Consider the following 23,766-nt stretch of genomic DNA (forward strand, 5'->3'; position numbering starts at 1 on the left):
TGTTATGAACTGTAAAACCACACTTTTAAAGCTAACTCCTTTGGTTGTTGCATGTAGCTTAGCCATCACCGGCTGCTCCTCAACAAAAGTGCAAAGAGTAGATGCAAATCAAGAGGTTGCTCTTTCTGACAAGTGGAACGGTAAGGACTCGCAACTGGTTGCAGAGGCCATGATCAACGACATGTTGAGCTTTCCATGGGTTAACGATCACTTACAAAAAGAAGGCACTCGCCCTGCTATTATAATCCAGTCAGTACGCAACAAGTCGCATCAGCATATTGCGGTTGATACCTTCTTAAATGACTTAAAGCGTTCAATTTTACGCAGCGGCCAGGCGGACTTTGTTGCAAACAAAGATGTTCGCCAGGAGATCCGCGATGAAAGGAAAGATCAGGAGCTCAACGCCAGCCTGGAAACGCAAAATGAGATGGGTCAGGAACAAGGCGCTGATTATGCCCTGTCAGGTACCATCAACTCATTCGTTGACGAGCAAGGCGGCGACCGCGTGACTTTTTATCAGGTCGACCTGAGATTGATCGATATGACCACAAACCGTGAGGTATGGAATGGACAGAAGAAAATTCAAAAACTGCAAGAGCGCTCGCGCTTTGGCTTCTAAGCCGCTGCTTGCCACTTTGCTAACAGCCGCAATTCTTAGCGGCTGTAGTGCAAATAATACAAGCCAGACACCTGCTGATACCAAGCCTGCATGGATCACAGCCATGCCAAGCTCCAGCTACATGATATACGGTGTTGGCAATGCGCAAAATACCGGTGACTTGCAGCAGGCCAAACTGGCAGCACAGGAGTCAGCCAGACTTGCTCTGGCTAAACAGCTCAATGTAACCATCTCAGCCAACACCCGGATTGAGCAATCCGCCACTGAGAAGTCAATGCAGTTTCACGTCGATGAGCTCATAAACTCTCAGGTGCCTGACATTCATTTGCAGGGGGTTAAAATTGAAGATGAATACATCAGTGCAGATCAGCAAACAGCGTTTGCATTAGCAGCATTTAACCGCACCGAAGCCGCCATGCAAACTGAGTTGACCATTCGTGCACTCGATGAAGACATTGCTCAGTTCAGATTGGCAACCGGTGGCAGTAAGTCTGGGCAGTTGAAACAGGCCGTCGCGCTTAAAGAGCTGTTAGTCAAACGCAGCAAGCAGAATCGTTACCTGACACAGCTGCAAGCTGCCCCAATCGCTTTGTCTGACGCTGTTCGCGCTAAACAAGATGAAGCGGATGCAATCATTAATAGCATCAGCTTTAGTATCGAGGGTGACACCCCAGCACATCGCAAGGTCCGCGATATCCTGGCAAAAGCGCTCAGCTCTCAGGGGATCAAGGTCACCACCGGTAAGGCGGACTTTACCCTAAAGTTTACCGTAGACTGGCAGGACATGAGCAAGGCTAACACTTTTTACAGTGTGGCTGAGAGCTACTTAGTCGTAATGGAAAACGGCGAAGAGCAGGCACACTTTAATACCAAAGTAAAAGCAGTATCGGGCTACAAGGATACAGCCAGAAGCAACGCCATGACTAAGCTGGCAAACAAACTAGGCACTCAACTGGCACAGTTTGTGGTGACCGGCAAATCCTAAGCGGAACAATCCGTCTTGTCGGCTTAACGAAAAGGGCTAACACTAGTTAGCCCTTTTTAATTTACTCACTGTCTTCTTGATAGAATTTTTCCAGCTGATCTTTAAGGTTTGGCGGCACACCCTTAATGATTAAAGTGTCATTTTGCGGGTCATATAACACACGCTCACCTAAGTGCTTGCGCTCGAATCCCACGCTAACGCCCCCGCCCAGGCCGGAGAATTTAACCATAGTGGTGACCGTCTTTTTATCAAGCGGAAATGACTCCTCCAGCTCATAGCCTTGTTGCTTATAAAAGTCTTCAAACTGAACATCCGAAGACTTAGACACTGTATCTGACAAAGATTCGACATCGGCATCTTCGCCACTATTGATACAGTCATTACAATAATCAAAGACTTCCTTGCGGATCGCGTCTTTCTCTTCTTTACCAAACTGTTGTTCAGCCAGGTAGTCTTCTACCGCGTGCAGCATAGTCTGCGACTGCTGTTTAGGGTCGATCCCTTCAGCACAGCCCAGAAAATCGAGGAAAAAATCCGCTACTTTTCGGCCTGCACGGCCTTTAATGAACGAGATATAACGGTTTTCGTCCGCTTGCGTATCCCAGGCTGTCAGGTCAATACGTGCGGCCAGCTGCATACGTGAAATGTCTAAATGTCGCGATGCTGCCAGGTCCAGTTCAGAGGTAATCGAATAGTGCTCCTTGATATTGATCATAGCTATCAACAGATAATCGCTGGCAACATACTGATAATGACAAAACACCAGATAGCCGGTTTCATTGAACGCATACTTGTTCAACTCTTCTTTCAAAACTTCGGTTGCTTGCTGAGTGAGATGCCAAAATGCCAGCTCGTTGTTGCGATAGCTTTGCATTGCTGAAGCAACACGGCTGTCTTTGTCGGGATCAAAGGCACAAAAGCCTTTTCCGGGCTTACCATTGTAAGCGTGATGGAGCTGCTCGATAAATACCGCGACTCGATCATTAATCTGCATTTCATCTTCACGCAAATGAATTTGTGTTTCTTCGTCTTGCTTGTCGACATAGTGTACAACAAGCTTGTTCACCTCAATGCTCATCTTTGTTTTTAACGCCTCTGGTGTTAGAATAGAAAGAATTATAACTCTTTTTATTTGAACCAACCGATGCCTATCCAGTCAAAATATTCCAACGAACAAGTAGAACAAATTGTCGACCAACTGTTAAACGTACTGACAGAGAATCAGGCAACCGTTGATTTAAGCTTAATGTGTTTAGGAAATTCTATCACGCACATCATTAAAGAGCATGTGCCAGAACAGAAAAGACAAGCGGTTGCTGAAAATTTTGCCAAGGCGTTGACTCAGTCGGTAAAGTAACTGAATGAACCTTTCTTCACACAGCCCTTTTTCTTCAAAGGCCAGTCAGCTATTAAGCTGGGGACATTGGTTTACCTTTGCCAACATTGGCTTGGTATTACTCATTACCTTAAGCTATCTGGCCGCTGACAAAGCCCCCACAACCACGCTTGGCTGGCTCTACATGCTGGTCACCTGGCTCAGCCACACCAGCTTTATTACTTTTTGTGTTTTTGTGTTGAGTATTTTTCCACTCAGCCTGATATTCCCTTATCCAAGGCACATTCGGGGTATGGCAGCCTGTGTCGCAACACTGGGCATCACCGTGCTGAGTGTTGATGCCTTTGTCTATTTCCAGCTCGGATACCATTTAAATATTCAGGCACTGCCGGAAATATTGTCCTTATTCTGGAAAACCATCAGCAGCTCCCCAGCTGTTAACAGTCTGATTGTACTGGCTATGATCGCTGCGATTTTGGGCTTTGAACTTATCGTCGGTAATCATGCCTGGCGCCACCTGGAGCGATTAAAGGGCTACGCCTTTCCAAAGTTCGCCAGCACCATACTCGTGACTTGCTTTGCAAGCAGCCATATTATGCACATCTGGGCAGATGCGAATAGCTACTTCGACATTACGATGCAAGACAATGTACTGCCATTATCCTACCCAACAACGGCTAAGACGCTGCTTGCCAGGCATGAATTACTCGACATGCAAAAGTATAACCAGGCAAGGTCGCTGAATGTCGGGCCTAACGAAGTCAGCTATCATCCACCAGCTTCGCTATCGTCTTGTCCAGCTCAGAATGCGCCAGTCAACCTGTATATCGTCAAAACGCTGTCTGAACAAACCGAAGCAAGCCTGCTGCAACTCGGCTGGCATCGCTCCGAGCAGCTGCTTGTTCCCACCCTGACTGAAGATTTCAGGTTTAACCTGCTATACGGCCTTCCGGCCTATTATAAGCAGCCGCTTATGGAGAACAGAACACCTCCAGTTTGGTCTAGTCGACTGTCTTTATCGGTCTCTGGTCTGCCCAAGTTTGACTATATTGGCGCAACAACGAATGCAGATATCCGGGTATCATACCATGAGCAAGACCCGGTCTTTTCGGAGCAGTCTCCCCCCTTAATGCTCATTGTTGAGCCCAACAGTTCAGACACGATTACCACGACCCGTTTTTATACTAATATCAAGGCTTTTGAGGGGTATTCTGAGCTATTCCAGATAAGCGATGTACTGACCACGATTATGGCAGACCATTTCCAATGCGGTACGCTCGCAGCGGCGAGTACGCTTGGTAATAACATCGCAACAGACACGTTAAATGAAGGAGTAAACTACTCTCGAGGCGTTCTGGTTGCCTACAAAAAGGATCGAATCACATTGATTGCTCAGGATGGAAGTTACAAACAGCTCTCTGCAAAAGAAGGCTTTACGCTGGATCAGAAACTGGATGTGCCCTTCTTAATTCAGAGCATTAAGCGGCTCAAGCAATTCAATCGGGCGCCGGCTGCAAAGTAGCACGGCGTCTGTCATAACACTTGCGATATTGAACAACTTGACTATCTTGAAGTGTAAATACAGGTTTCAGGGAAGCACTCGTTATGAAGGTATTGATTATCATACTTTGGTTGTTCTTGCCTATATTAAGTCAGGCAAAAACAAGCTTCAGCTATTACAAATGCGTCACCGACAAAGCCATTGTGTACAGTCAGCATCCCTGTGCGGCCAACGCTGAGCAACATACGTTAAGCCACTCAGATCCTCAGGCCCCTCCCCCCAGTGGCCAACATACAAAAACACTAAACAATATTGAGCGTCAACAACTGGTGCTCAGGTTAAAGAAAACGCTCAGAGCGAAGAAACATCAGGCCGCAATCTTGGGCAGAAAACGAGATGAAGCCACCCGGGATGAGCAACGGCGCATTTCTCGCATGATGGAAAAAAATGAGCGTGCCAAAATGCTCAAAGATGTGAAGCGCAATATCAAATCCATTAATACTGCCTACCTTAAAGAGGTCAAACTCCTTAACAAAGAGATTGCAAGTCTTGAAAAACGCCTTAAACGCTTAGAATAGCACTGTTGTTATGACCTGGGAGTGTTAAACGAGAGCACCACCACAAGCGTCCGGGTTTTCACTCTTGAGAGACGGGCACTTGTGCGTTAAAGTAACTCGCAGATTAGGAGGTCCGATGAGTTACCAGGTTCATACAATCGCAGAACATATTCTGTCCGGGTTTCATGCGCACTACGCATTATTTCAACAAATAACGGCACGGGCACCACAGGCGTTTGCGCTACAAAGGTGGGGAGAGATCGAGCAGATCAGCAAGCAACGGATCAGCCTTTATGATGCACGAGTTAACGATACGGTCACAGAACTCAAAAAGCATACACCACAACACACCCCTGACGAAGCTCTGTGGCATCAGGTTAAGCAACATTATGCGGAGCTACTCTCCTTTCACCCTCAGGCAGAGCTGGCTGAAACCTTTTTTAATTCCGTTTTTTGTCGATTGTTTCACCGGCGCTACTATAAGAACGATTTTATCTTTGTTGAAACCACTCTGACAAAACCCACTACCTTACCTATTGAGGCGGAGTTTCGAAGCTATTTCCCGGTTATTTCCGGGCTTAAACCCACCATCCGCAATATCATCTCGAATATGGACTTACAATGTGGTTTTCGCGACCTCGAACAAGATATTCGGCTGCTGGTCAAAGCCTTCATCAAGCAGGCACCAAGTACTCACCATAGTCACCATGGACTACGCTTCGATATACTGACGGCCCCTTTTTATCGCAACAAAGGGGCGTATATTGTGGGTCGGGTTGTGTCTAAATCGGGTGTACAACCCTTTATCATTGCGCTTCTGCACCACCCTCAGGGGGGCCTTTATATCGACGCTTTGTTAACAAAAAGTGCTCAGATGCGGATTATTTTTGGCTTTGCCCGGGCATACTTTTTGGTCGAAACCCATGCCCCTTCCGCTATGGTTGGCTTTTTACAGCAACTGATGCCAAATAAAACCACTGCAGAACTGTACAATGCCATCGGGTTTCATAAACAAGGTAAGACCGAGTTTTATCGTGATTTCCTGTTCCACTTGCAACATAGTGAGGATGTTTTCACTGTCGCGCCCGGTACACCGGGTATGGTAATGATGGTATTTACCCTACCCAATTTTCCTTTTGTCTTTAAAGTGATTAAAGATATCTTTGCAGAAAGTAAACCGTTCGGCAGAGAAACCGTACTGGCACGCTATCAGCTGGTAAAAAGTCATGATCGCGTCGGCCGTATGGCCGACACCATTGAATATTCTGAAGTAGTGATCCCCAAGAGGAAATTTTCCCCGTCACTGCTGGACACGCTCAAAGCCACAATCAGTAATAGCTTGCGAGATGAAGGCGATTACCTGGTGATTAAGCACCTGTATATTGAGCGTCGTATGACGCCTTTGAACCTTTTCTTGCAAACCGCTGATGAGCAAACCGCCAAAAAAGTGATTGAAGACTATGGCCATGCTATCCGTGAAATGCTCAGTGTCAATATTTTTCCGGGCGATATGCTGCTTAAAAACTTTGGTGTCACTAAACACCACAGAGTGATTTTTTATGATTATGATGAAGTTCAGTATCTGACCGACATGAACTTCAGGCCCATGCCCAGCCTATCTTTGGACGACTTATACAGTGGTGTGGCCGAGCCCTCTGCGGCACCGAATGACGTATTTCCACAACAGCTGTGTACATTTGTCCTCACAGACCCTAAACTCAGAGCGGTGTTTGAACATTCGCATGAAGCCTTATTGAAGGTGGAATACTGGCAACAGGCGCAGCGGGATATCCAAACCCATGTGGTTAAGCAAATTTATCCCTACCCTGCCTCACAGCGCTTCTATCGACATATAAAATAATAAAGGAACACAGTGAACATAAGCAAAATTGACCTGAACCTACTGGTCTATCTCGATACGCTATTACGCGAGTGCAATGTAACTCGCGCAGCAAATCAGCTAAGTATCACCCAGCCTGCAATGAGTAATGGCCTGAAGCGGCTCAGGAACTTGTTTAATGACCCTATTCTTGTCCGCACCAGCGAAGGCATGGTTCCGACAGAGCGTGCGCTTGAGCTCCAGCCTGTGATCCGAGGTATTCTGATGACGCTGGAAGAAACCCTGGCACCTAACCGAGAGTTTGACCCGAGGCAAAGCAAGCGTGTGTTTCGCATCATGGCCAGCGATTACGCCGCGAGCACTTTGGCACCTAAGCTACTGAATAAACTGCATATGGAAGCCCCAGATACCACCCTCGATATTCTGACCCCGAGTGATGTGACGTTTCATGATGTGGAAAATGGTAAAGTCGATATGGCAATCAATCGCTTTGAAAACTTGCCACAATCTTTTCACCATAAACGGATCTGGAAAGACAGCTTTTGTTGTCTGATTAAATCAGATAACCCAATCCGAGCACATTTTAATTTAGATGCCTATTTAAAGGCGCGACATATCTGGGTGAGTAAAACTGGATTCGGGGTCGGTGTAGGTATGGATCCGGCAGATGTTCAAAAGCTGGGCTGGGTTGACGAAGCGCTGGCACATTTTGGCAAGCATCGTAATATCGCAACATTCACGCGTAATTACCACGTCGCAATTCACCTGGCAAAAGAGCAAAACCTGATTGCAACCTTGCCATCAAAAGCTGCCAACATCTACAGTGACGACCCGAACCTGGCGATTCTGGAACCACCCTTTCCTATCCCGCCATTTGAGTTAGATATGATTTGGAGCCCACTGCTACACCGCGACGCCAGCCACATCTGGCTAAGACAAAAAATAGCCGAAGTCGCCGACGCGCTTAAATAGGGCCTTATTTGCAGTGAGATGTAGGGAGCACTTTACCCTATATCTCGTTTTCCAGCATGGCCAGTGCGCGCTTTTCACTGTCGCAGACTTCACCATTCGCTTCGCTGATCCTATGTGCAATTGACACCGCCAGCTCGCGCATTGGTTTATCCACAATATGACTCAATCTATGCTGAATATAACTTTCTGTTTCATCCTGCTTAATCGCGATTAGGCACTTGCCCAACGCATCATCCATATAATCCTGTAGACAAATAGCAGAATTCCAATGCAAAGTTTTCGCCCAGTCACGAACAATCTCCATCTCTTGGGTTTCGATTTTTTCGTCAATACAAACAAATAGCAACGCAATATCCAACAAGGATTCTTTTTGCAGTTGCTCCACGCATATTCCCATATCAAAGTGGTTTAACAATTGTTCAAATTTCATATTAGCTCCTTGTAACCGAGATGACGCCGACCAGCAGCCACACGGGTGTCAGTGCCAGTTTGTCCGATCCCTTGCGGGTGTACCTGATACTTTGGGGTTGAGTTACAACAAACCATCACACCCCATAGCATTCAAACATATTCTACAAACCTCTGGTTGTCACTTTAAAAATAGTCAACTAGTTGGCTCTGAACTAGACTTGCCTTAGTACATACAGGAAGTCACTATGTCTTGGCTGAACCTCTTATATTTGAAACTACTACTTATTTTAAGTTTTGCTTGTTCTGTGCACGCGCAGATCTCAATTTCAATAGAGCAAGACATATATAAATACGCGCAAGAAATACTAGCCGATCAGCCCATCTCTGAATTCTCAGCAGAAATCTTCAATCACCCAAAATGCCAACGCGATGTCGTCGAATTTCTTATTGCACAACGAGCGTTGATGGAAGGAGGCTTTCAGCATACCTTTAGCTTTACACTCGGAAATTATGATGCAAGGAATCTAAAACTATTGGAGTCAGGTTTACTCCTGATGAGCTTTGACACAATTTGGTTATCTCAGGCACAAACTATTGCTGACGATGTTTATATCTCTGAACCCATAATAAATAAAGGCGCGTACTTTGCGGGAATTTATACATCGCGATCCAATAAAGTAACTCTACGGGATAAAATTTCTACCGATCTGAGCAATATCAGTATCGTAAGTAGTCGAGCATGGCTCGTGGACTGGATTACCCTGAAAGCGCTGAAACCCAAGCAGTTACACCACGAAGATGACTGGATCACTATGGCAAAACTGGTTAGTAATGGCTGGGTTGATGCTATGCTGGTTTCTTTTAACAATACCCGTCCGTTTTACTACGAAGGACAGGGATACAGGATCGAAGCCATTGAAGGCATTAAGGTCGCGCTGCAGGATAGCCGACACTTTGTCGTGTCGAGGCATCATCCACTTAGCAAAGAGGCATATACCGCATTGCAGCTTGGTCTGGCAAAGTTAAAGACACAAAACTTTATCCACCAGGCTTATCGGCAGTGTGGATTTATCACCCCTTTGGTGGATGACTGGCTCACTCTTTAACCCTAAAATCGCAATTGTCTGTTTTAATTTGGGGTATTCATAATTCTTCCATTTTCTTCTCCTAAATTTTCTGCCTCTCGGGAATATGTCAAATTAGGAACAAGTAATGAATGAATTAAAACTGGAAGTAAATACAACTTTTTATTGTGTAGTTGGCGTTTTCGTTATTGCGCTATTGGCCTTGGCCGGACTATTTACTGAGCTCAATTTATCTTTTCTGGCCACACTGCAAATCACGATTGCCAGCGTAGTTGCAGTCGCATTCGCCATTCACTTAGTGCTGAGTATGGCGGGCCATAAACGCGTAACACTGTGTAATCAGGGGCTATCATTTTTTAGCCTGACAGGCCGCCAGCGTTACGTGCCAGCTGAAAATATCCGAACGATTGAGTTTGTTAATTACATTGGCCTGACTATGACTCAGGTTAAAACAAGTAACGGCGTGATTAAACTGTTAGCATTCAGAGTGCGAAAAGAACAACAACAGCGCCTGAAAAATATGGGTTACCTGGCGTAACGCTCTTGCTCAGGACTCGCAATCAAATTAGCATGCACAAACCAAGACAAAAGAGACATGTTATGACTGAACAGTATCCAATCGGACAAACTGGCGAACCATGGCAAGCGGCTGAAAAACAGCAATGGTTGGCCAGACAAACTAAAAAGCGTGATTATTGCGAAGACATTGTGCCTAAAATTGATGCGCTTAAAGCCCATTACCAGGTAGCGCAATATGGCGTGTTAAATTACGAAAACCAGTACCCCTTATATGCACTGAAATCTGCCAAATGGCACACAGACTTACCCGTGGTACTGGTAACCGGCGGCGTACATGGCTATGAAACCAGCGGCGTATTGGGCGCTCTGGCGTTTGCAAGAAAACATGCAGACACCTTTGAGGGTCAGTTCAATCTGCTTATATTGCCCTGTATCAGTCCGTGGGGTTACGAAACAATTAACCGTTGGAATCCCGAAGCTGTAGACCCTAACCGATCATTTTATTTGGATAGTCCGGCCCAGGAGTCGCAGCTTGCAATGGACTACGTCAATCAGTACCAGGCATCCATTGCACTACATATCGATCTGCATGAAACCACAGATACAGACAACAGCGAATTTCGTCCGGCACTGGCCGCACGTGACGGCAAAGTCAATCATAACTGGAATATCCCGGACGGGTTTTACCTGGTTGGCCACACCCAAAAGCCTGAAGCAGCATTTCAGCAGGCAATCATCCATGCTGTGCAACAAGTCACACATATCGCTGAAGCGGATGAGCATAACGCATTAATTGGGGTACCAGTCGAGCAACTTGGTGTTATCAATTACGACGCCACTGAGCTTGGCCTGTGTATGGGCATGACACAGGCGCCCTATGTCACGACCACTGAAGTTTATCCGGACAGCCCAAGCACAACACCACAAAATTGCATTGATGGTCAGGTTGCAGCAATCGAAGGGGCGATTGCTTACCTGGCAGCCCAAAAGTAATACCAATTGGTATAACTCAGGCCATCAACTCCCCGTGCTCGTGAATTATCTCAAAGATGTCTTTGAAAGAATGTGCTGTTTGAAAGATATTCACGGGCACATGCAAAGCTTTTGCAATGTCGGACGAGGAAATCATCCCTCTCAGGCCTCCTTTTTCATCCATTAATAACACATGTTGCTGACCAAGCTCTTTGAGCGTCTGTAGTACGTCGCCTATCTTTGCATTTGCAACGGTCGTAAAACGCATTGCATGTAAGTCTTGTTTTTTGGTCATGACATCTTCAACGGTTAAATCACTGCGTGATACCTGCCGTTTCTGCGCTATAGACAATACCCGACGGCCTGACAGATCCTTTGAGTTAACGACCCCTAAAAACGTATCATCATGATCAACGACTAGTTTTGAACGTACATGACCGTTTAGCATCATATAGACCGCATGATCTATGTCGACATCCTTTTGAATCATTTGTGGTTGACGCCTGGCAAAGTCCGTGATCACTTTGATAGCCGGGCTCGACAAACTCAGAGGCTCAGCATCATAATAATCACAAAACTGATAAACGCCTTCCAATTTAAGTGTTTGTAGCGATTTATATTCACTCATATCCCCTCCGCTGTCGGCCCTATGGCCGAACTCTACTAAGAATATGGTTCATCGTTGCGCTTTATGCAAGGGAATGAATTACACGCTGTAATCCACTGTAATGGCAAGATGTTCGTTGACTGGTTACAATGATAGCGTTCGCAATTGTCTTTGCCCGGACATAGTAATCGCTTGTTTTATAGCTTTTATTATTGTGAATACTTCCTGAAATAACAGTACCCGCTGCGGCGGGTTCTTTTTATAAGATGAAGGTAACTAAGGAAATAGTGTCTTCAACAAGGTAGAATCTCCACCGAAATACAAATTCGAGTGCGTCACTTATACGGAAAGTTAGGAAAATTTTATGGCTTATTTAATCGATGAACAAAAACTGGAAAAAATTTACCTGAAAAGTTATCACACTTTTGGGCGTTACAAGTTTAATGTAGATACGTTCGTCGATAAGCCCGGTATATCCAGGCACCATGCCATCATTGAGCACGCCAATAAAACCTGGCTAATTCGCGATGTCAGTACCAATGGGATCTGGATCAATGATAAAAAGATTGATAAAAACCTCCCATATCAGCTCTCCGAAAACGACAAAATTGACTTTGCAGCCCCAGGCCAGAATTCTTATGTTGTAGCTAACTTAAATGCTAATTGTCAGTATCTGGTTTCACAAACTAATGCCAATGAGGTCATTGAACTCGAGAATCAAATCCTCCTGCCTAATGACGAAGAAGCCAGTCATATTGTGTACTTCGATGCTTTATTAAACTACTGGTTTCTGGAAGATTTAAACACGTCAGATCGACAGGCGCTGATTGACGGGGGAGTCGTTTCATTATTTGGGCAACAGTGGTTATTTTACTGTGCCAATACTTCAACCATGACCAAACATCTGGATAACCAACCGATTGTCAAACCCATCGCGCTTAATTTTAGTGTCAGTCAGGACGAGGAAAAAACGGATTTAACAATGGAACTCGAGGGTCAGGAAATTGATCTGGGTTGCCGTACTCACCACTACCTGATGCTGTTGCTGGCTAGAACCCGCATTGGAGACAAGCAAAATGGTATGGACACTGAGTCTCAGGGCTGGCTGTATCGAGAAGATTTAGCTAAGGCCCTCGGTGTGCAAACCAATCATATGAACATCATGGTACATCGCGCCCGTAAGCAACTCACAGAGGCTGGTGGCGACAGAGCGCCTGAATTAGCTTATGTGCTGGAAACTAATAATGGAAAAATTCGTCTCAATTGTCAGAATATTACCATCGTAAAAGGTTGCCAGCTGGAAACCCGAATCTCAATTTAGGAACACAAGAGCAACTCAGGGCCGGTATGGGCCGGCCTGCTTATTGACTTGTTGTTCAAGTGCTTTAAAGCATCCAATTTTATTAAGTAATTCCATCATGACAAAAAGCGGCCCAATCAGCAGCCCCATCAGATCGTCCGCAAAAGCGGGTTTCTTTCCTTCAAAGTAATGCCCAACAAACTGGATCACCCAGCCAGTCACGAACAATACCAGCCCAATAACATAAAACCACACGACATCGACCCCCGCCTGGGTCACAGCAGCAAATGCATAGCCGGCACCAACCTGACACAGCAGTAGAAACGCAATCATCCAGCTGCCTAACGTTGGTGATAATGCTAAGTAATAAATGCTAACCAATAAAATTAAACAGGCAGAGAGGCTGACCGGGGCCTGAAAGAATGCGCCTAATGGCAAGAATGTCAACCAGACCACTGCAAATACAATCAAAGGAACACCAATAAAGTGGGTCGCAATATTGCGTTTGTCTCTGTGATACAAAGCGTATTTGATCAGGTGTTGCTCAAGTGATTTCATCGCTCTTATTCTTTTGAGTAATTACTTTATTTTATAAAGCCGTAATCTGTTGAAAAAGTCAACACTGTAACGCTAACAAGGTCGCAACCTCTGCACTTTTTGGAAATAAAAATGCCGCCAGGCTAGTGGCGGCATAAATCACTGGGTTATTAACGGTGATGAACACAGTTTGTCATCTCCGTTATTTACAACTGTAGCCCAAAGAAAAAAACAAACAAGATAAAAACATAAATTTAACCCAAAAATAACCTCTCAGCCATGCCAGACTGTCTTCCGGCCTGTGTCTGCATGGATAGTTGCAACACTTGCGGCTGGCAATTAAGCTCCAGATGTTGCTTCGCACGTGTGATGCCTGTGTAGACCAGCTGACGGTTCACACCTTTTCCGGCACGCTGGATTGGAGGCAAGATCAATGCAGTGTGATCAAATTCCGAGCCCTGTGACTTATGAATAGTCATAGCATATACCAGTTCAAAGCTGGGTACCCTCGCTGGATAGAAGTGTCGTACTGTGTTTTGCTCATCGATAAAAGTCGCATAGAGCTGGCCTTGTGCATCAGGCAATAAAATACCAATATCGCCATTAAAAAGTTTAAGCTGGTAATCGTTTTGTGTGATCATAATCGGCATACCGGCATAAAAGCGATTGTACGGCGCTACCAGTCTGCGTTGAGCAAGTTTCTGCTCGATACGCTTATTAAGCTCTGCCACGCCATAAGGCCCTTCTCTGACCGCTGCAAGCAACTGATATTGGCTGAATAAAGCGTGCACCTCTTCCGGCTCACTGTGATTGTGGATAGCCACAAGATATTTGCTGTAGTGAGCAGCTGCTCGCTCAAGTAAAGCGTTATATTGATCTACACCTAGTCCGTAAAAGCTCAGGTCGCTGAATCCTTGATTGATCACCTGTTGCAGCCGATCCGGATCATTGTTATTGACAGCACTGGCCAGCTGGCCAATGCCGCTATCACTTTTAAAGCGATGACTTTGCTGCAAAAATGCCATGGCGTCGGCCAGTGCGTAACGGGTTGCTTTGCCCTTTAGCACAGTGCGCCCACCAAAACAGACCTGATTTAATAAAGCTGCACGATGGATGGTATATACCGGCTGTGTACCGAGTTTCAGATGGCCACATAGGTCGCTCAATATACTGCCTGTGTCAACCGAAGCCAACTGATCTTTATCGCCCAACAGGATCAGCCTGGCATGCGGCGGCAGCGCCCTGACCAGTTTATTCATCAGCGCCAGGTCAACCATAGAGGCTTCATCCACTATCAATAAATCGATATGCAGAGGGTTTTGCTGATGATGAATAAAGCGATTGGTGTTCGGGATCACGCCAAGCAAACGGTGAATGGTTTGGGCTTGCTCCGGAATAAGCGCTGCCAACTCGGGGGCCAGCGACAGCCGCCCTTTCGCACCAATGATAGACTCGCTGAGCCTGGCTGCTGCTTTGCCTGTCGGAGCCACCAGCTTAATGCTCAGTGGTGCAGCTGTATACAGGGACTGCAAAATCGCCAGTAACTTGGTAACCGTTGTGGTTTTGCCAGTCCCTGGGCCTCCGGTGATCACACAAAACCCGCTGGATGCGGCCAAGGCACAGGCAACCTTTTGCCAATCTAAGTCCTGAGCATTGTCGAGCGGAAAATACTGATCCAGCAAGGCGCTCAACTGCCCTGTATCTAGCTGTATCGATTGCTCCGCCATCTGCCGAAAGCGCTTGCTCAGATAAGCTTCATAGTCCGCCAGACGCCCCAGATATAGTCGCCCGGCAAATAGCCGCAAAGGCCGCCCTTCGCCCACCGCCGGATGCGAATTCAACGCTGCCAGCGCCGTGTCAGGGTTATTAAACGGGGTATATGGCAAACGCTGAGCCTCTGACACAGTGTCCGATCCGGCACTCATATCGTCCGCGCTTAAAGAAAATGGATTCTGCCAGTCAATCTCAGCCAGTAGCAAGCAAGTGTGCTGACTTTGTTCTGCGCGCTGTAACAGTAAAACAAGATAAAATACCGCGTCATACTGCTCGTGACACAACAACTTTGCCAGCGCAACATCAGCGGCCCGCACACGCCGGGTATGGATCAACAGGGCAATATAGGCCTGATGATCCAGCTCCTCTGCCGGGAATTCAAACATGTCCTGCATCATTCTTGTTCTCCCGCCTCAAATAAGGCATCCAGTTGCAGCAACGTCTTTTCGTCCAGTTGGGTGAAGAAGCAGCCGGCCCCATCCGGTAAAGCACGTAAAAACAAGTAGTATACGCCCCCCAGATGCCGCTGCGGGCAATAATCCGCGAGACGATGCTTTAATAACCGGTGCAGGGCCACGGAATAAATTAGGTACTGAAGATGGTATTGATGCGAGCTCATCGCCAGCGCCAGGTTATCGGCCTGATAATCCGCCGCTGCGTCCCCGAGATAGTTTGATTTATAGTCGAGAATAAAATAGCGCCCCTGCCAGACAAAGATCAGGTCTATAAACCCTTTGAGCATCCCCTGTACCTCATCAAAACGTAAATGGCTCGGCGCACCAGTGATTTGCGCTACTAATTTGTTCAATCTGGTATACGACAGGCGCTTAAGTGGTAACTGAAACTCCATCTCCACCAGGCAATTCGAGACGCTCAGCTGACTCAGCGTCAGCTCCGGAAGCGGATTTAGAGGTGCATTCAGGCATGCCAGGATCCACTGCTCCACGGTTTCCTGCCACACCGTATCAAGATGATACTTCTCCAGACAAGCCTGAGTTGCTTCAGCCAAGGTCAGTTTGTCTGGCCGGGTAGGTGCATGGGGCACTGTGAAGTCAATCTGCTCAAAGATCTCATGTAAACAACTTCCAGCGCGCGCACCTTTAACAAAGGTGTAAGGGCTGAAGTGTTTGATCACGCTCGGCTCGGGCAGGTCAATTTTATGGTTCTCATCCAGCGCCCCCACCGGACGCTCTGCGCTGGTCTCATGATAACTCAACTGGCTGAAACTGGTCATTCGCCAGTTTTGCTCAATGGCTACTTCTACAGGCCGGCTTTGCAACAGCTGTGTTGCCTGGCTGTGCTGCGCCTGATACGCACAAGGCGTTATGCGCAACACCTCATACGCCATCCCCTCATGGCGTGAGCACAGGTCGCGAAGCTGGTCATGCCATTGGGCTGCGTCTGTGATTTTATCCTTGTCAAACAACACATGCCCCAAAGCACACTGCTGGATCCCAGGCTTTTTACTGCGCCCCAGAGGCAGGTTATACAGCCCCAGGCTGCAAAAATGAACCGCCCGGGTCAGTGCCACATACAACAGGCGAATATCCTCCGCAAGACGCTCACGCTCGGCATTATGCTGTGCGTTATCGTCCGCATCCAGATTGAGCACCAGCTCTCCATTTTCGTGATAAATCACTTCACTGGCCTCGCGGTATGCAGTAGCAAACGGCATGTAGACCAGCGGATATTCCAGCCCTTTGGAGGCGTGCATAGTGACGATTTTGACCAGATCGGCATCGCTTTCGAGGCGCAGCTGGGTGCCTTCATAGCTGGGGTTGGCACACTGAGCTTGCAACCAGCGCATCACCCTGTGTGTGCCTTCCAGCTCTATCTGTTTATGCTGTAGCAACTCGGCCAGGTGCCGGTAATCCGTCAGCCAGCGCTCAACTTCATGACCTGCCTGCTGCCACAGCATAACCAGTTGATTGTCGACCAGCAAAGACTCCAGAGTGGCCATTGCGCCTTGCTGATACCACAGCTGTTTAAGCTGGGCAAACTGCATCAGATAACGCTGCCACAGCCCTTCCTGAGTGCGTAATGCAAAGATCTGTTGCTCGTTTAGCGCGAACAAGGGACCGGCCAGCACGCCGCGTAATGCCGCTTCATCATAACTGCCATGTACAACATGCAGTAACTGCCAGACAGCCAGCGCGACAGGCTGCGAAAACACACTGTCACGGGCCAGATAAACACTGCTTACGCCGGCCCTTTGTAACGCCTGTTTTATCACACTGGCTTCAACGCGATCCCGAACCAGCACACAAATATCCGCAGCCAGCACCGGGCGCTTGCCAATGCGGGCACGCCCCTCCTGCGCCAGGGTAAGCAACTGTGCAATTTGCGCCGCAAAGCCCTCGGCAAGCTGTGGATAGGCGCTGGCTTTGCTGGTAACCGGCGCGTCATCATCTTCAAGCACATTGAATTGCAAAGCCGGTGGTTCAGTACCATCCAGAGTAAAGGTATTGTCGGCGTCTTTACCCGCGGCTTCGACCTCAATAAATGGAATGTCGCGGTTAAAAATAAAACTGTCGGCCTGCGCGGTAAAAATGGCATTCACTGCACTGACCACGCGCCGGGCCGAGCGATAATTCTTATCCAGAGTAAACTGGCGAGTTTCATCCACCTGATGTTTCGCACCGATGTAAGTGAAGATATCCGCACCACGAAAACCGTATATGGCCTGCTTGGGGTCGCCTATCATGGTCAGACCTTGGGCGCCCTCAGTGCCATAGATGCGAGAAAAGATGCCAAACTGAATGGGATCTGTGTCCTGGAATTCGTCTATCATCGCAACCGGATACAGCTGCGCAATTTTTTTAGCCAGCGTCTCACCCTGCGCACCATGTAATGCCTGATGCAAGTTTTGTAGTAGATCGTCTGGCGAGATCTGGCTGTGTTCAAGCTTTGCCTGACTCATCAGCGCGCGCACTTCTTTCAGTGCATGCTGCAACAAGGCAATGGGTAATCCTTTGGAGACATTTTGGTGCAACTGCGCCATCTCATCAAACCAGCTCAGCGCCGGGTGGACAATCGGCTTACCCGTTTTGGTATAGTTTTTCGGGTCGCTCAGCTGAGCCTCTCCCCATAAAGCAAACGAATGCTTGCTGCTACCAAATTCAAAGTACCAGTCGTCGCCCATACAATAGTCGATCAGCGCCTGGATATTGGCCGGGCGTCCCGGCGCTTTGCTCTTTGAAATGCCACTGTCGCGCAATAACTGGAAAAAATCAGAGTTTAACAGCTGTTGTTTAAATCCTGCCGCCCGGCGCTGATACTCCGCTCTTTGCTCCAGCACGACAGCCAGGTCCAGCTCGGGTGCCAAACGGGCATCACCGCGTTTAAGCAAAGGATAAAGGCGCTTTGCCAGTGCCTGTGGATGAGAGAAATGCGACAACACCAGCTCGGTTTTATCCGCATCCAGGGGATAGACGAAGCGTCGCCAGTGATCCTCAACAGCGGCATTAAACAACTCGCTGTCATCGAGGATAAACTCCAGATTAAAGCTCAGGTTAGATTCAAACGCATGTTGTTTAAGCATGCGCTGACAAAAGCCATGAATGGTAAAAATGGCAGCCTCATCCATGGATTTCGCTGCGGCATCGAGCAAGTGATAAGCCGCTTCCTGATCCGCCACTTGCGCCAGTAGCGCACTGATCAGCGCATCGTCACAGCCGCCACCGAGTAAAGCATCCCGAGCCTGTACTATGCGTTTGCGGACCCTGTCTTTGATCTCCTGAGTCGCGGCGTCTGTAAAGGTAACGACCAGGATCTGCTCAACACTCAACGGGGTAGTCTGACTCGGTGCATCGACAAGGCCCAGCAGGTAGCGTAAATACAGCCCCGTGATGGTATAGGTTTTACCCGTGCCGGCGCTGGCCTCAATCAGGTTATGACCCGACAAAGGCATGGTTTGGGGATCAAGCCGTTTCATAGCGGGACTCCTGTGCAAGGTCGATAAGCGGGGTTAGCAGTTCATTGCTGCACTGTGTAAACTCCGCGTCGCAGGCCTGCAATGACGGGAAACTCAGGGCCACATACGGGTCTTCACTGTCGCCAAAGCCGATGTACTGGCCTCCCTGGAATTTGTTCAGTGCTTTGCTCATATCCTGAGTCTTACAAAACTCATAACTGGTGGCCGGAAAAAACGGCACTGCGCGGGTGATAAGCTGGGCATAAAAAGCCAGCCACTTAGCTAACTGAACCTGTGCGTCATCACGACTGACTGGCGGAAAAACGACTTGTTCATCCAGGCCATAGATGTGTGTTTCTGTGTTCGGTGTCACGCAATTGGCTATCAGGTGCATCAGGTAGCCTCGGACCCTGTCTTTGCCTTTGATACTGGCCGTACGATAAAATATTTGCTTGCCCTGGTATAAGTCTCCCAGCCAGCCAAGCAGACGCGTTGAGCCAATTTGCACACACACCTCCAGCGGCTCCATTGGCTCATCCATCACGTCTTTCAGGCGTCCTGACATAGCCGCGACGCGCCCCTTTAACTTTTGCAGTTCGACGACACCCACATTGGCCTGTGGTAACTGAGCGCGTTGCAGCAGCTGCACCTCGGGCAGCGGTGTGTCGGTCAGCTCACTGTGTAAGATTTCGTCCAGATACTGATAACGCGTCAGCGGGTCCAGGGCAAATGGCTCACTGTCGGGCGTATCTTCCTCTAACGTCACTAACCTGACGCCCAGCGTATACTGATAAAACCAGCGCTGCGGTGCCAGACAGGCGCGCAAAAAGTCGGGTAACTCCAGCTCGTCTGGCAGCTCAAGCGCAATCGCTTGCTCAGTGGATTGCTGTGCTAATTCAGCCGGAGGCTCGCTCTGAGATGGGCACCAGTTGGGGTTAAAGCTGTGCAATGGGCCGCTTTGGTAATGCACGCTGCTAAATGGTTGCAAAGGCGCCTGGCGGTATAGCTGTTGGCTAGGCTTGAGTGTGTCATCCTGGTAGCAAAAAGCCCGGTCCAGGTATTCACATAACTCGCTCACCAAAATGGACGGCACCTGCGGCTCATTGTTATAACAAGAACGACCCAGATAACTGATATAAAGCTGCTGACGCGCACTGAGCAGCGCCTCCAGAAACAGATAACGGTCGTCCAGCTTACGAGAACGATCCCCTTTACGACGCCGAGAATATGGTACCAGGTCAAAACCAATCGGTTGTACCTGACGCGGATAATCGGCGTCATTCATACCGAGCAAACAGACGACTTTAAACGGCACAGCCCGCATTGGCATCAAAGTACAAAAGTTTACTGCTCCGGCCAAAAAGCGCTGGCCAACCCCTTTGTCTTTGATCCCCTGGCGAACCTGATGTAATACGATCCTGGCATCAACCGGACCGCCAAAGTCGCCATTAATATGGTGTTTTTCCAGCTCATCGATGACTTTATGCAACTGCATCAGATCCCAGCTCTGTTCGGTGTCCTGATCGTAAAAGTCTGCCAGCATGTGTCTGAGCACAGCACACTTCTCATCCAGTGGCGTTGCCGCTAAGAGCAGGTCGCGCGCCCGCTCCAGCGCTTCGATGAAGGCAATCAACTTGCTCAGCGTGTTCACAGCCATGCCTTCTACCGCATCGGCCGGGTATATCTCATTGTATGCTGTCAGTTCATCTGCACTGGCAATGCCAAGCAGCAGACGTTGAAGCCCGTGCCGCCAGGTATTCAGTGAGATTTCCGGCAACCCGTAGTCGCGTTTGTGCTGGCCATCTAAGCCCCATTTGACCGCCACCTGCTGAAGCCAGGTCTGGATCTGTACAAACTCACTCTGCTCTACCCCAAAACGCTTGCCAATGGGCTCAACGCCCAGCAGATCGAGTATATCGGACACACTGAAACGGCTAAAAGGCAGCCCCGTCAGTGTAACGAAGGAATTTAGCACCGGCTTTTCTTGCTCTATGCTCATATCGGCCAGCGCAAAAGGGATTTTTCTCGCCCCTGATGCACTGCCAAACACCGCTTCTATATATGGACTGTAGGTGCCCACATCCGGCATCATCACTATGATGTCTTTTGGCGTCAGCGCTGGGTCTTCATGAAAGAGCGTCAGCAGATGATCGTGCAGCAACTCGACTTCGCGCAATGGCGTGTGGCAGTCGCATAGTAAAACGGAGCTGTCATCCTCTTTGATGGTCAGCTGCCCTTCAGGACTGACATACCAGTTTGGGTCATCAACCAGAGACTCACCTTTAAACGCCAGTTGATAGATTTCCTGCTGCAATTGGGCCAACAGGCTGTCATCAAACTCATCGACAAAGCCATCCAGCCAGCGCGCATCGGTTTGCAGCAGCTGCTCAAGATAATCGCGACCTAGCTTACCCCAGGAGGACAACAAGGGGTTACCGGTATTGTAGTAACTGCCCTCACCAGAGTGTTTTTGCAACTGAGCATCCAGGGCCGGTCTTACCTGATAGTTGGCCAGGATCTTTGCCTGGGTTTTCTCATCAACCAGGTCGCCCCAGTAGTGTTCACTGGGATTAAAGAAAAACAGCAATACATCGATTTTCTGGGCAAGGGCATTGAATATCTCTAGCTGGTTAGTCGCCATGGCTGAAAGACCAAATATGCTGATCCGCTGGGGCAAGCTGGTGAGGTCGGCTTCCGCCAGCTTTGCCAGTAATTGCTGATGCATATTGGCCCGGTTATAAGGGCTTTGTCCTAAATTATGAGTATGTTCGACCAGTGCCCGCCACAGGTCCGGCTGCCAGGGCGCAATACCCACATCGACATCTTCCAGCGTATCTGTGCCCAGCTCCCATTGCTCCAGCCAGTTTGGCCGGTACATCAGATATTGGTCGTATACATCGGCAATTTTCTCACATAAGGCAAAGCGCTTAAGTTCACTCTGTGGTTGATCACTGCCCTCTTCCAGATACACTCTCAGCGGTTCGTAAAGCGGATTGCTGAGTTTCTGAGGTAGCAAGGTAAACAGCTTCCAGCTCATGTTGTTCTTATTAAAAGGTGACTCTTTGGGCACATCCGGCAAAAACTGTTGATACAGCTGCCAGATAAAACTGAGTGGCAGTGGAAACTCAATTTGCGCCGCATAGCCGATATCCCGGCTCAAACCATTTTTAAGCCACTGAGACATGCCCGGAGACTGTACCAACACAATTTCGTTAGCAAAGGGATCCTCTAGCGGTGCCTGCTTCAATAACGTCGTAAACTGAGATTGGAGGGCTTCCATACGATTTGATTGGATTATGTTCAACATAATGATGTCTCGGGCTTTTTAAGCGGGTTTTGAACTTTGGTCAGTGTAAGAGATTTCACAGGCTAATAGCAACGTGGCTGAATGCCTGTAATCTGAGGAAAGTATGGGTCAAGGGTGCGATAACTGAAGGTCGTTACCGCTGATTGTACCATCTGCTTAGAACAAGTCGATCCCGGAGCCTTCGTCGTGGCGTTCCAGTTTATTGTCATTTAACAGAGTTTCAAAAAATGCCACCTGATCACGACCATTTTCCTTTGCATAATACAACGCCCTGTCTGCATTCTCTAACACATTGATTGGAAAATCATAGGGGCTGATCCGCGCCAGTCCGGCACTGACGGTCAGGGTTTTAACAAACGGAAAATGCGTATTTCGGATCAGCGTTAAAAACTGCTCCAGTTTTGCCTCAATAGAGATCTGATCTGTTGGCTCGAACACCAGGACAAACTCTTCGCCACCAAATCGGAATAACAGATCTGTTGAGCGGAAAAACTGCTGCATTTTCTGCGCAACCAGCAGCAGTACTTCATCCCCGCAAACATGGCCATAGTTGTCATTGACCTGCTTGAAATGATCTATGTCTATCATCGCCAGCCAGGATGTAGCACCCTGATGAAAAGTACGCGAGTCCTGCTCATCACGAATATGGCGATTTTGTTTAATCACTTGTTTCTCAAGCAACTGCTTTAACTTTTTTTCAAAGGTCTGGCGATTCAACAAACCAGTAAGTTTATCCCGCTCATTTTCGTGCAATATGGTGAGGTAATTTTCATAAATACGCACAAAGGCGTTAAGGAGAACTTGCTCACTACTGTCCAGACCACCTGAGTGCACCTCTATTGCACCAACTGGTGTGTCATGGATATTAATAGGTAACCAGCGCTTTTCTATACCATCTGAACTTTGCACCGTAATTATACAAGAAGACTGCAAACAGGAGATCAGCTCTGACTGCGGCCGCTCAATCACTTGCCTGTCGAGCCACTCAAATTCTCGCTCACCATGCATGGTTAACCCGATGCTCCGCTCGACAGCAAGGTCTTCCTGGGTATTAAAGTTCTTATACACACACAGATGCTGACAGCCTACCAGTTCCTGAATGGTCGATAGCAGACTATATTCGAGTGAATCTATGTCTCTTGTTTTTGTTATTTTGATTACTGAATTGAGTAGTTCTTCTTGCATTAGATATTCACAGACTCGATTAATGCCGAATATAGTAACGGCTTTTTACCCAAGTGTGTACTCCAAGTATTGCATCAACAACTAGCTAAGACACAATGACAGGAATAAAACGCAAAAAGGCGTCCGATGGACGCCTTTTTTAAATTTGGAATGGCGGAGAGAGAGGGAGTCGAACCCTCGATACGCTATAAACGTATACACGAGTTCCAGTCGTGCGCCTTAAGCCACTCAGCCATCTCTCCGCGCTGTAGCACCGCTTGGGTGCGGCGCTAATACTATGAAAAGCTTAACGCTTTAGCAAGTATTTTTTGTAAAAACACAGCCAAATGCTTAGTTACTAAGCAACT

General features: G+C 47.9%; 19 protein-coding genes and 1 tRNA gene. 11 read left to right on the forward strand and 9 right to left on the reverse strand.

What is annotated here, in order from left to right:
* The first annotated feature begins 4 nt into the window (after positions 1-4).
* Together MHN33_RS01465 and MHN33_RS01470 are read left to right on the forward strand one after the other, a co-directional pair.
* Positions 5-619, forward strand: a complete 615-nt coding sequence (locus MHN33_RS01465; protein ID WP_046005918.1) for a penicillin-binding protein activator LpoB — start codon at positions 5-7, stop codon at positions 617-619.
* Entirely contained in the window at positions 567-1,604 is a 1,038-nt protein-coding gene (locus MHN33_RS01470; protein ID WP_239393539.1) for an LPP20 family lipoprotein, read from the forward strand. The genes MHN33_RS01465 and MHN33_RS01470 overlap by 53 nt, the downstream gene beginning before the upstream one ends.
* A gap of 61 nt (positions 1,605-1,665) precedes the next feature.
* Here MHN33_RS01470 and yejK read toward each other — a convergent pair whose 3' ends face one another.
* Positions 1,666-2,682, reverse strand: coding sequence for a nucleoid-associated protein YejK (gene yejK / locus MHN33_RS01475; RefSeq protein ID WP_239393541.1), 1,017 nt, complete (start codon positions 2,680-2,682; stop codon positions 1,666-1,668).
* A gap of 66 nt (positions 2,683-2,748) precedes the next feature.
* Between yejK and MHN33_RS01480 the strand changes: the two genes are divergently transcribed.
* From MHN33_RS01480 to MHN33_RS01500, 5 genes are all read left to right on the forward strand, one after another.
* A complete protein-coding gene (locus tag MHN33_RS01480) occupies positions 2,749-2,961 on the forward strand; it encodes a DUF1414 domain-containing protein (RefSeq protein ID WP_010382154.1) in 213 nt (70 codons plus the stop codon).
* A 4-nt stretch (positions 2,962-2,965) separates the two neighbouring features.
* Positions 2,966-4,462: a DUF3413 domain-containing protein gene (locus MHN33_RS01485; RefSeq protein ID WP_239393543.1), complete on the forward strand. Its 1,497-nt coding sequence runs from the start codon at positions 2,966-2,968 to the stop codon at positions 4,460-4,462.
* Positions 4,463-4,545: 83 nt separating this feature from the next.
* Positions 4,546-5,019 (forward strand): DUF4124 domain-containing protein, encoded by a 474-nt coding sequence (locus MHN33_RS01490; protein WP_239393553.1) that lies wholly within the window; start codon positions 4,546-4,548, stop codon positions 5,017-5,019.
* 115 nt (positions 5,020-5,134) lie between these two features.
* Entirely contained in the window at positions 5,135-6,859 is a 1,725-nt protein-coding gene (aceK, locus tag MHN33_RS01495) for a bifunctional isocitrate dehydrogenase kinase/phosphatase (RefSeq protein WP_239393563.1), read from the forward strand.
* A 12-nt stretch (positions 6,860-6,871) separates the two neighbouring features.
* A complete protein-coding gene (locus tag MHN33_RS01500; protein WP_239393565.1) occupies positions 6,872-7,810 on the forward strand; it encodes a LysR family transcriptional regulator in 939 nt (312 codons plus the stop codon).
* A 37-nt stretch (positions 7,811-7,847) separates the two neighbouring features.
* Here MHN33_RS01500 and MHN33_RS01505 read toward each other — a convergent pair whose 3' ends face one another.
* A complete protein-coding gene (locus tag MHN33_RS01505) occupies positions 7,848-8,240 on the reverse strand; it encodes a hypothetical protein (protein WP_239393575.1) in 393 nt (130 codons plus the stop codon).
* Between the two features lie 226 nt (positions 8,241-8,466).
* Between MHN33_RS01505 and MHN33_RS01510 the strand changes: the two genes are divergently transcribed.
* The 3 genes from MHN33_RS01510 (at position 8,467) to MHN33_RS01520 (ending at position 10,818) form a co-directional block, all read left to right on the forward strand.
* On the forward strand, positions 8,467-9,327 hold the full coding sequence (locus MHN33_RS01510) for a hypothetical protein (RefSeq protein ID WP_239393577.1): 861 nt from the start codon (positions 8,467-8,469) through the stop codon (positions 9,325-9,327).
* A gap of 106 nt (positions 9,328-9,433) precedes the next feature.
* Positions 9,434-9,844 carry a hypothetical protein gene (locus MHN33_RS01515; RefSeq protein WP_239393579.1) on the forward strand — a complete coding sequence of 137 codons (411 nt, stop codon included), beginning with the start codon at positions 9,434-9,436 and terminating at the stop codon, positions 9,842-9,844.
* Between the two features lie 62 nt (positions 9,845-9,906).
* On the forward strand, positions 9,907-10,818 hold the full coding sequence (locus tag MHN33_RS01520) for a M14 family metallocarboxypeptidase (RefSeq protein ID WP_239393581.1): 912 nt from the start codon (positions 9,907-9,909) through the stop codon (positions 10,816-10,818).
* 16 nt (positions 10,819-10,834) lie between these two features.
* Here MHN33_RS01520 and MHN33_RS01525 read toward each other — a convergent pair whose 3' ends face one another.
* Positions 10,835-11,425: a CBS domain-containing protein gene (locus MHN33_RS01525; RefSeq protein ID WP_239393601.1), complete on the reverse strand. Its 591-nt coding sequence runs from the start codon at positions 11,423-11,425 to the stop codon at positions 10,835-10,837.
* A gap of 343 nt (positions 11,426-11,768) precedes the next feature.
* Here MHN33_RS01525 and MHN33_RS01530 point away from each other — a divergent pair, with 343 nt between their 5' ends.
* Positions 11,769-12,725 (forward strand): FHA domain-containing protein, encoded by a 957-nt coding sequence (locus MHN33_RS01530; protein ID WP_239393603.1) that lies wholly within the window; start codon positions 11,769-11,771, stop codon positions 12,723-12,725.
* Positions 12,726-12,740: 15 nt separating this feature from the next.
* Here MHN33_RS01530 and MHN33_RS01535 read toward each other — a convergent pair whose 3' ends face one another.
* The 6 genes from MHN33_RS01535 to MHN33_RS01560 all read right to left on the reverse strand — a co-directional run bounded on the left by MHN33_RS01535 (position 12,741) and on the right by MHN33_RS01560 (position 23,661).
* Positions 12,741-13,262: an Mpo1-like protein gene (locus MHN33_RS01535; RefSeq protein ID WP_239393605.1), complete on the reverse strand. Its 522-nt coding sequence runs from the start codon at positions 13,260-13,262 to the stop codon at positions 12,741-12,743.
* A 233-nt stretch (positions 13,263-13,495) separates the two neighbouring features.
* On the reverse strand, positions 13,496-15,412 hold the full coding sequence (gene recD, locus MHN33_RS01540) for an exodeoxyribonuclease V subunit alpha (RefSeq protein ID WP_239393607.1): 1,917 nt from the start codon (positions 15,410-15,412) through the stop codon (positions 13,496-13,498).
* Positions 15,409-18,948 carry an exodeoxyribonuclease V subunit beta gene (gene recB / locus MHN33_RS01545; protein WP_239393616.1) on the reverse strand — a complete coding sequence of 1,180 codons (3,540 nt, stop codon included), beginning with the start codon at positions 18,946-18,948 and terminating at the stop codon, positions 15,409-15,411. The genes recD and recB overlap by 4 nt, the downstream gene beginning before the upstream one ends.
* Positions 18,935-22,234 (reverse strand): exodeoxyribonuclease V subunit gamma, encoded by a 3,300-nt coding sequence (gene recC / locus MHN33_RS01550; protein WP_239393626.1) that lies wholly within the window; start codon positions 22,232-22,234, stop codon positions 18,935-18,937. Before recC ends, recB begins: the two co-directional genes overlap by 14 nt.
* Before the next feature lie 156 nt (positions 22,235-22,390).
* On the reverse strand, positions 22,391-23,419 hold the full coding sequence (locus tag MHN33_RS01555; protein ID WP_239393628.1) for a GGDEF domain-containing protein: 1,029 nt from the start codon (positions 23,417-23,419) through the stop codon (positions 22,391-22,393).
* Positions 23,420-23,570: 151 nt separating this feature from the next.
* Positions 23,571-23,661 (reverse strand) — tRNA-Ser (locus MHN33_RS01560).
* Between the last annotated feature and the right edge of the window lie 105 nt (positions 23,662-23,766).

It is taken from the genome of Pseudoalteromonas sp. OOF1S-7, assembly GCF_022347765.1.
Lineage (GTDB): Bacteria > Pseudomonadota > Gammaproteobacteria > Enterobacterales > Alteromonadaceae > Pseudoalteromonas.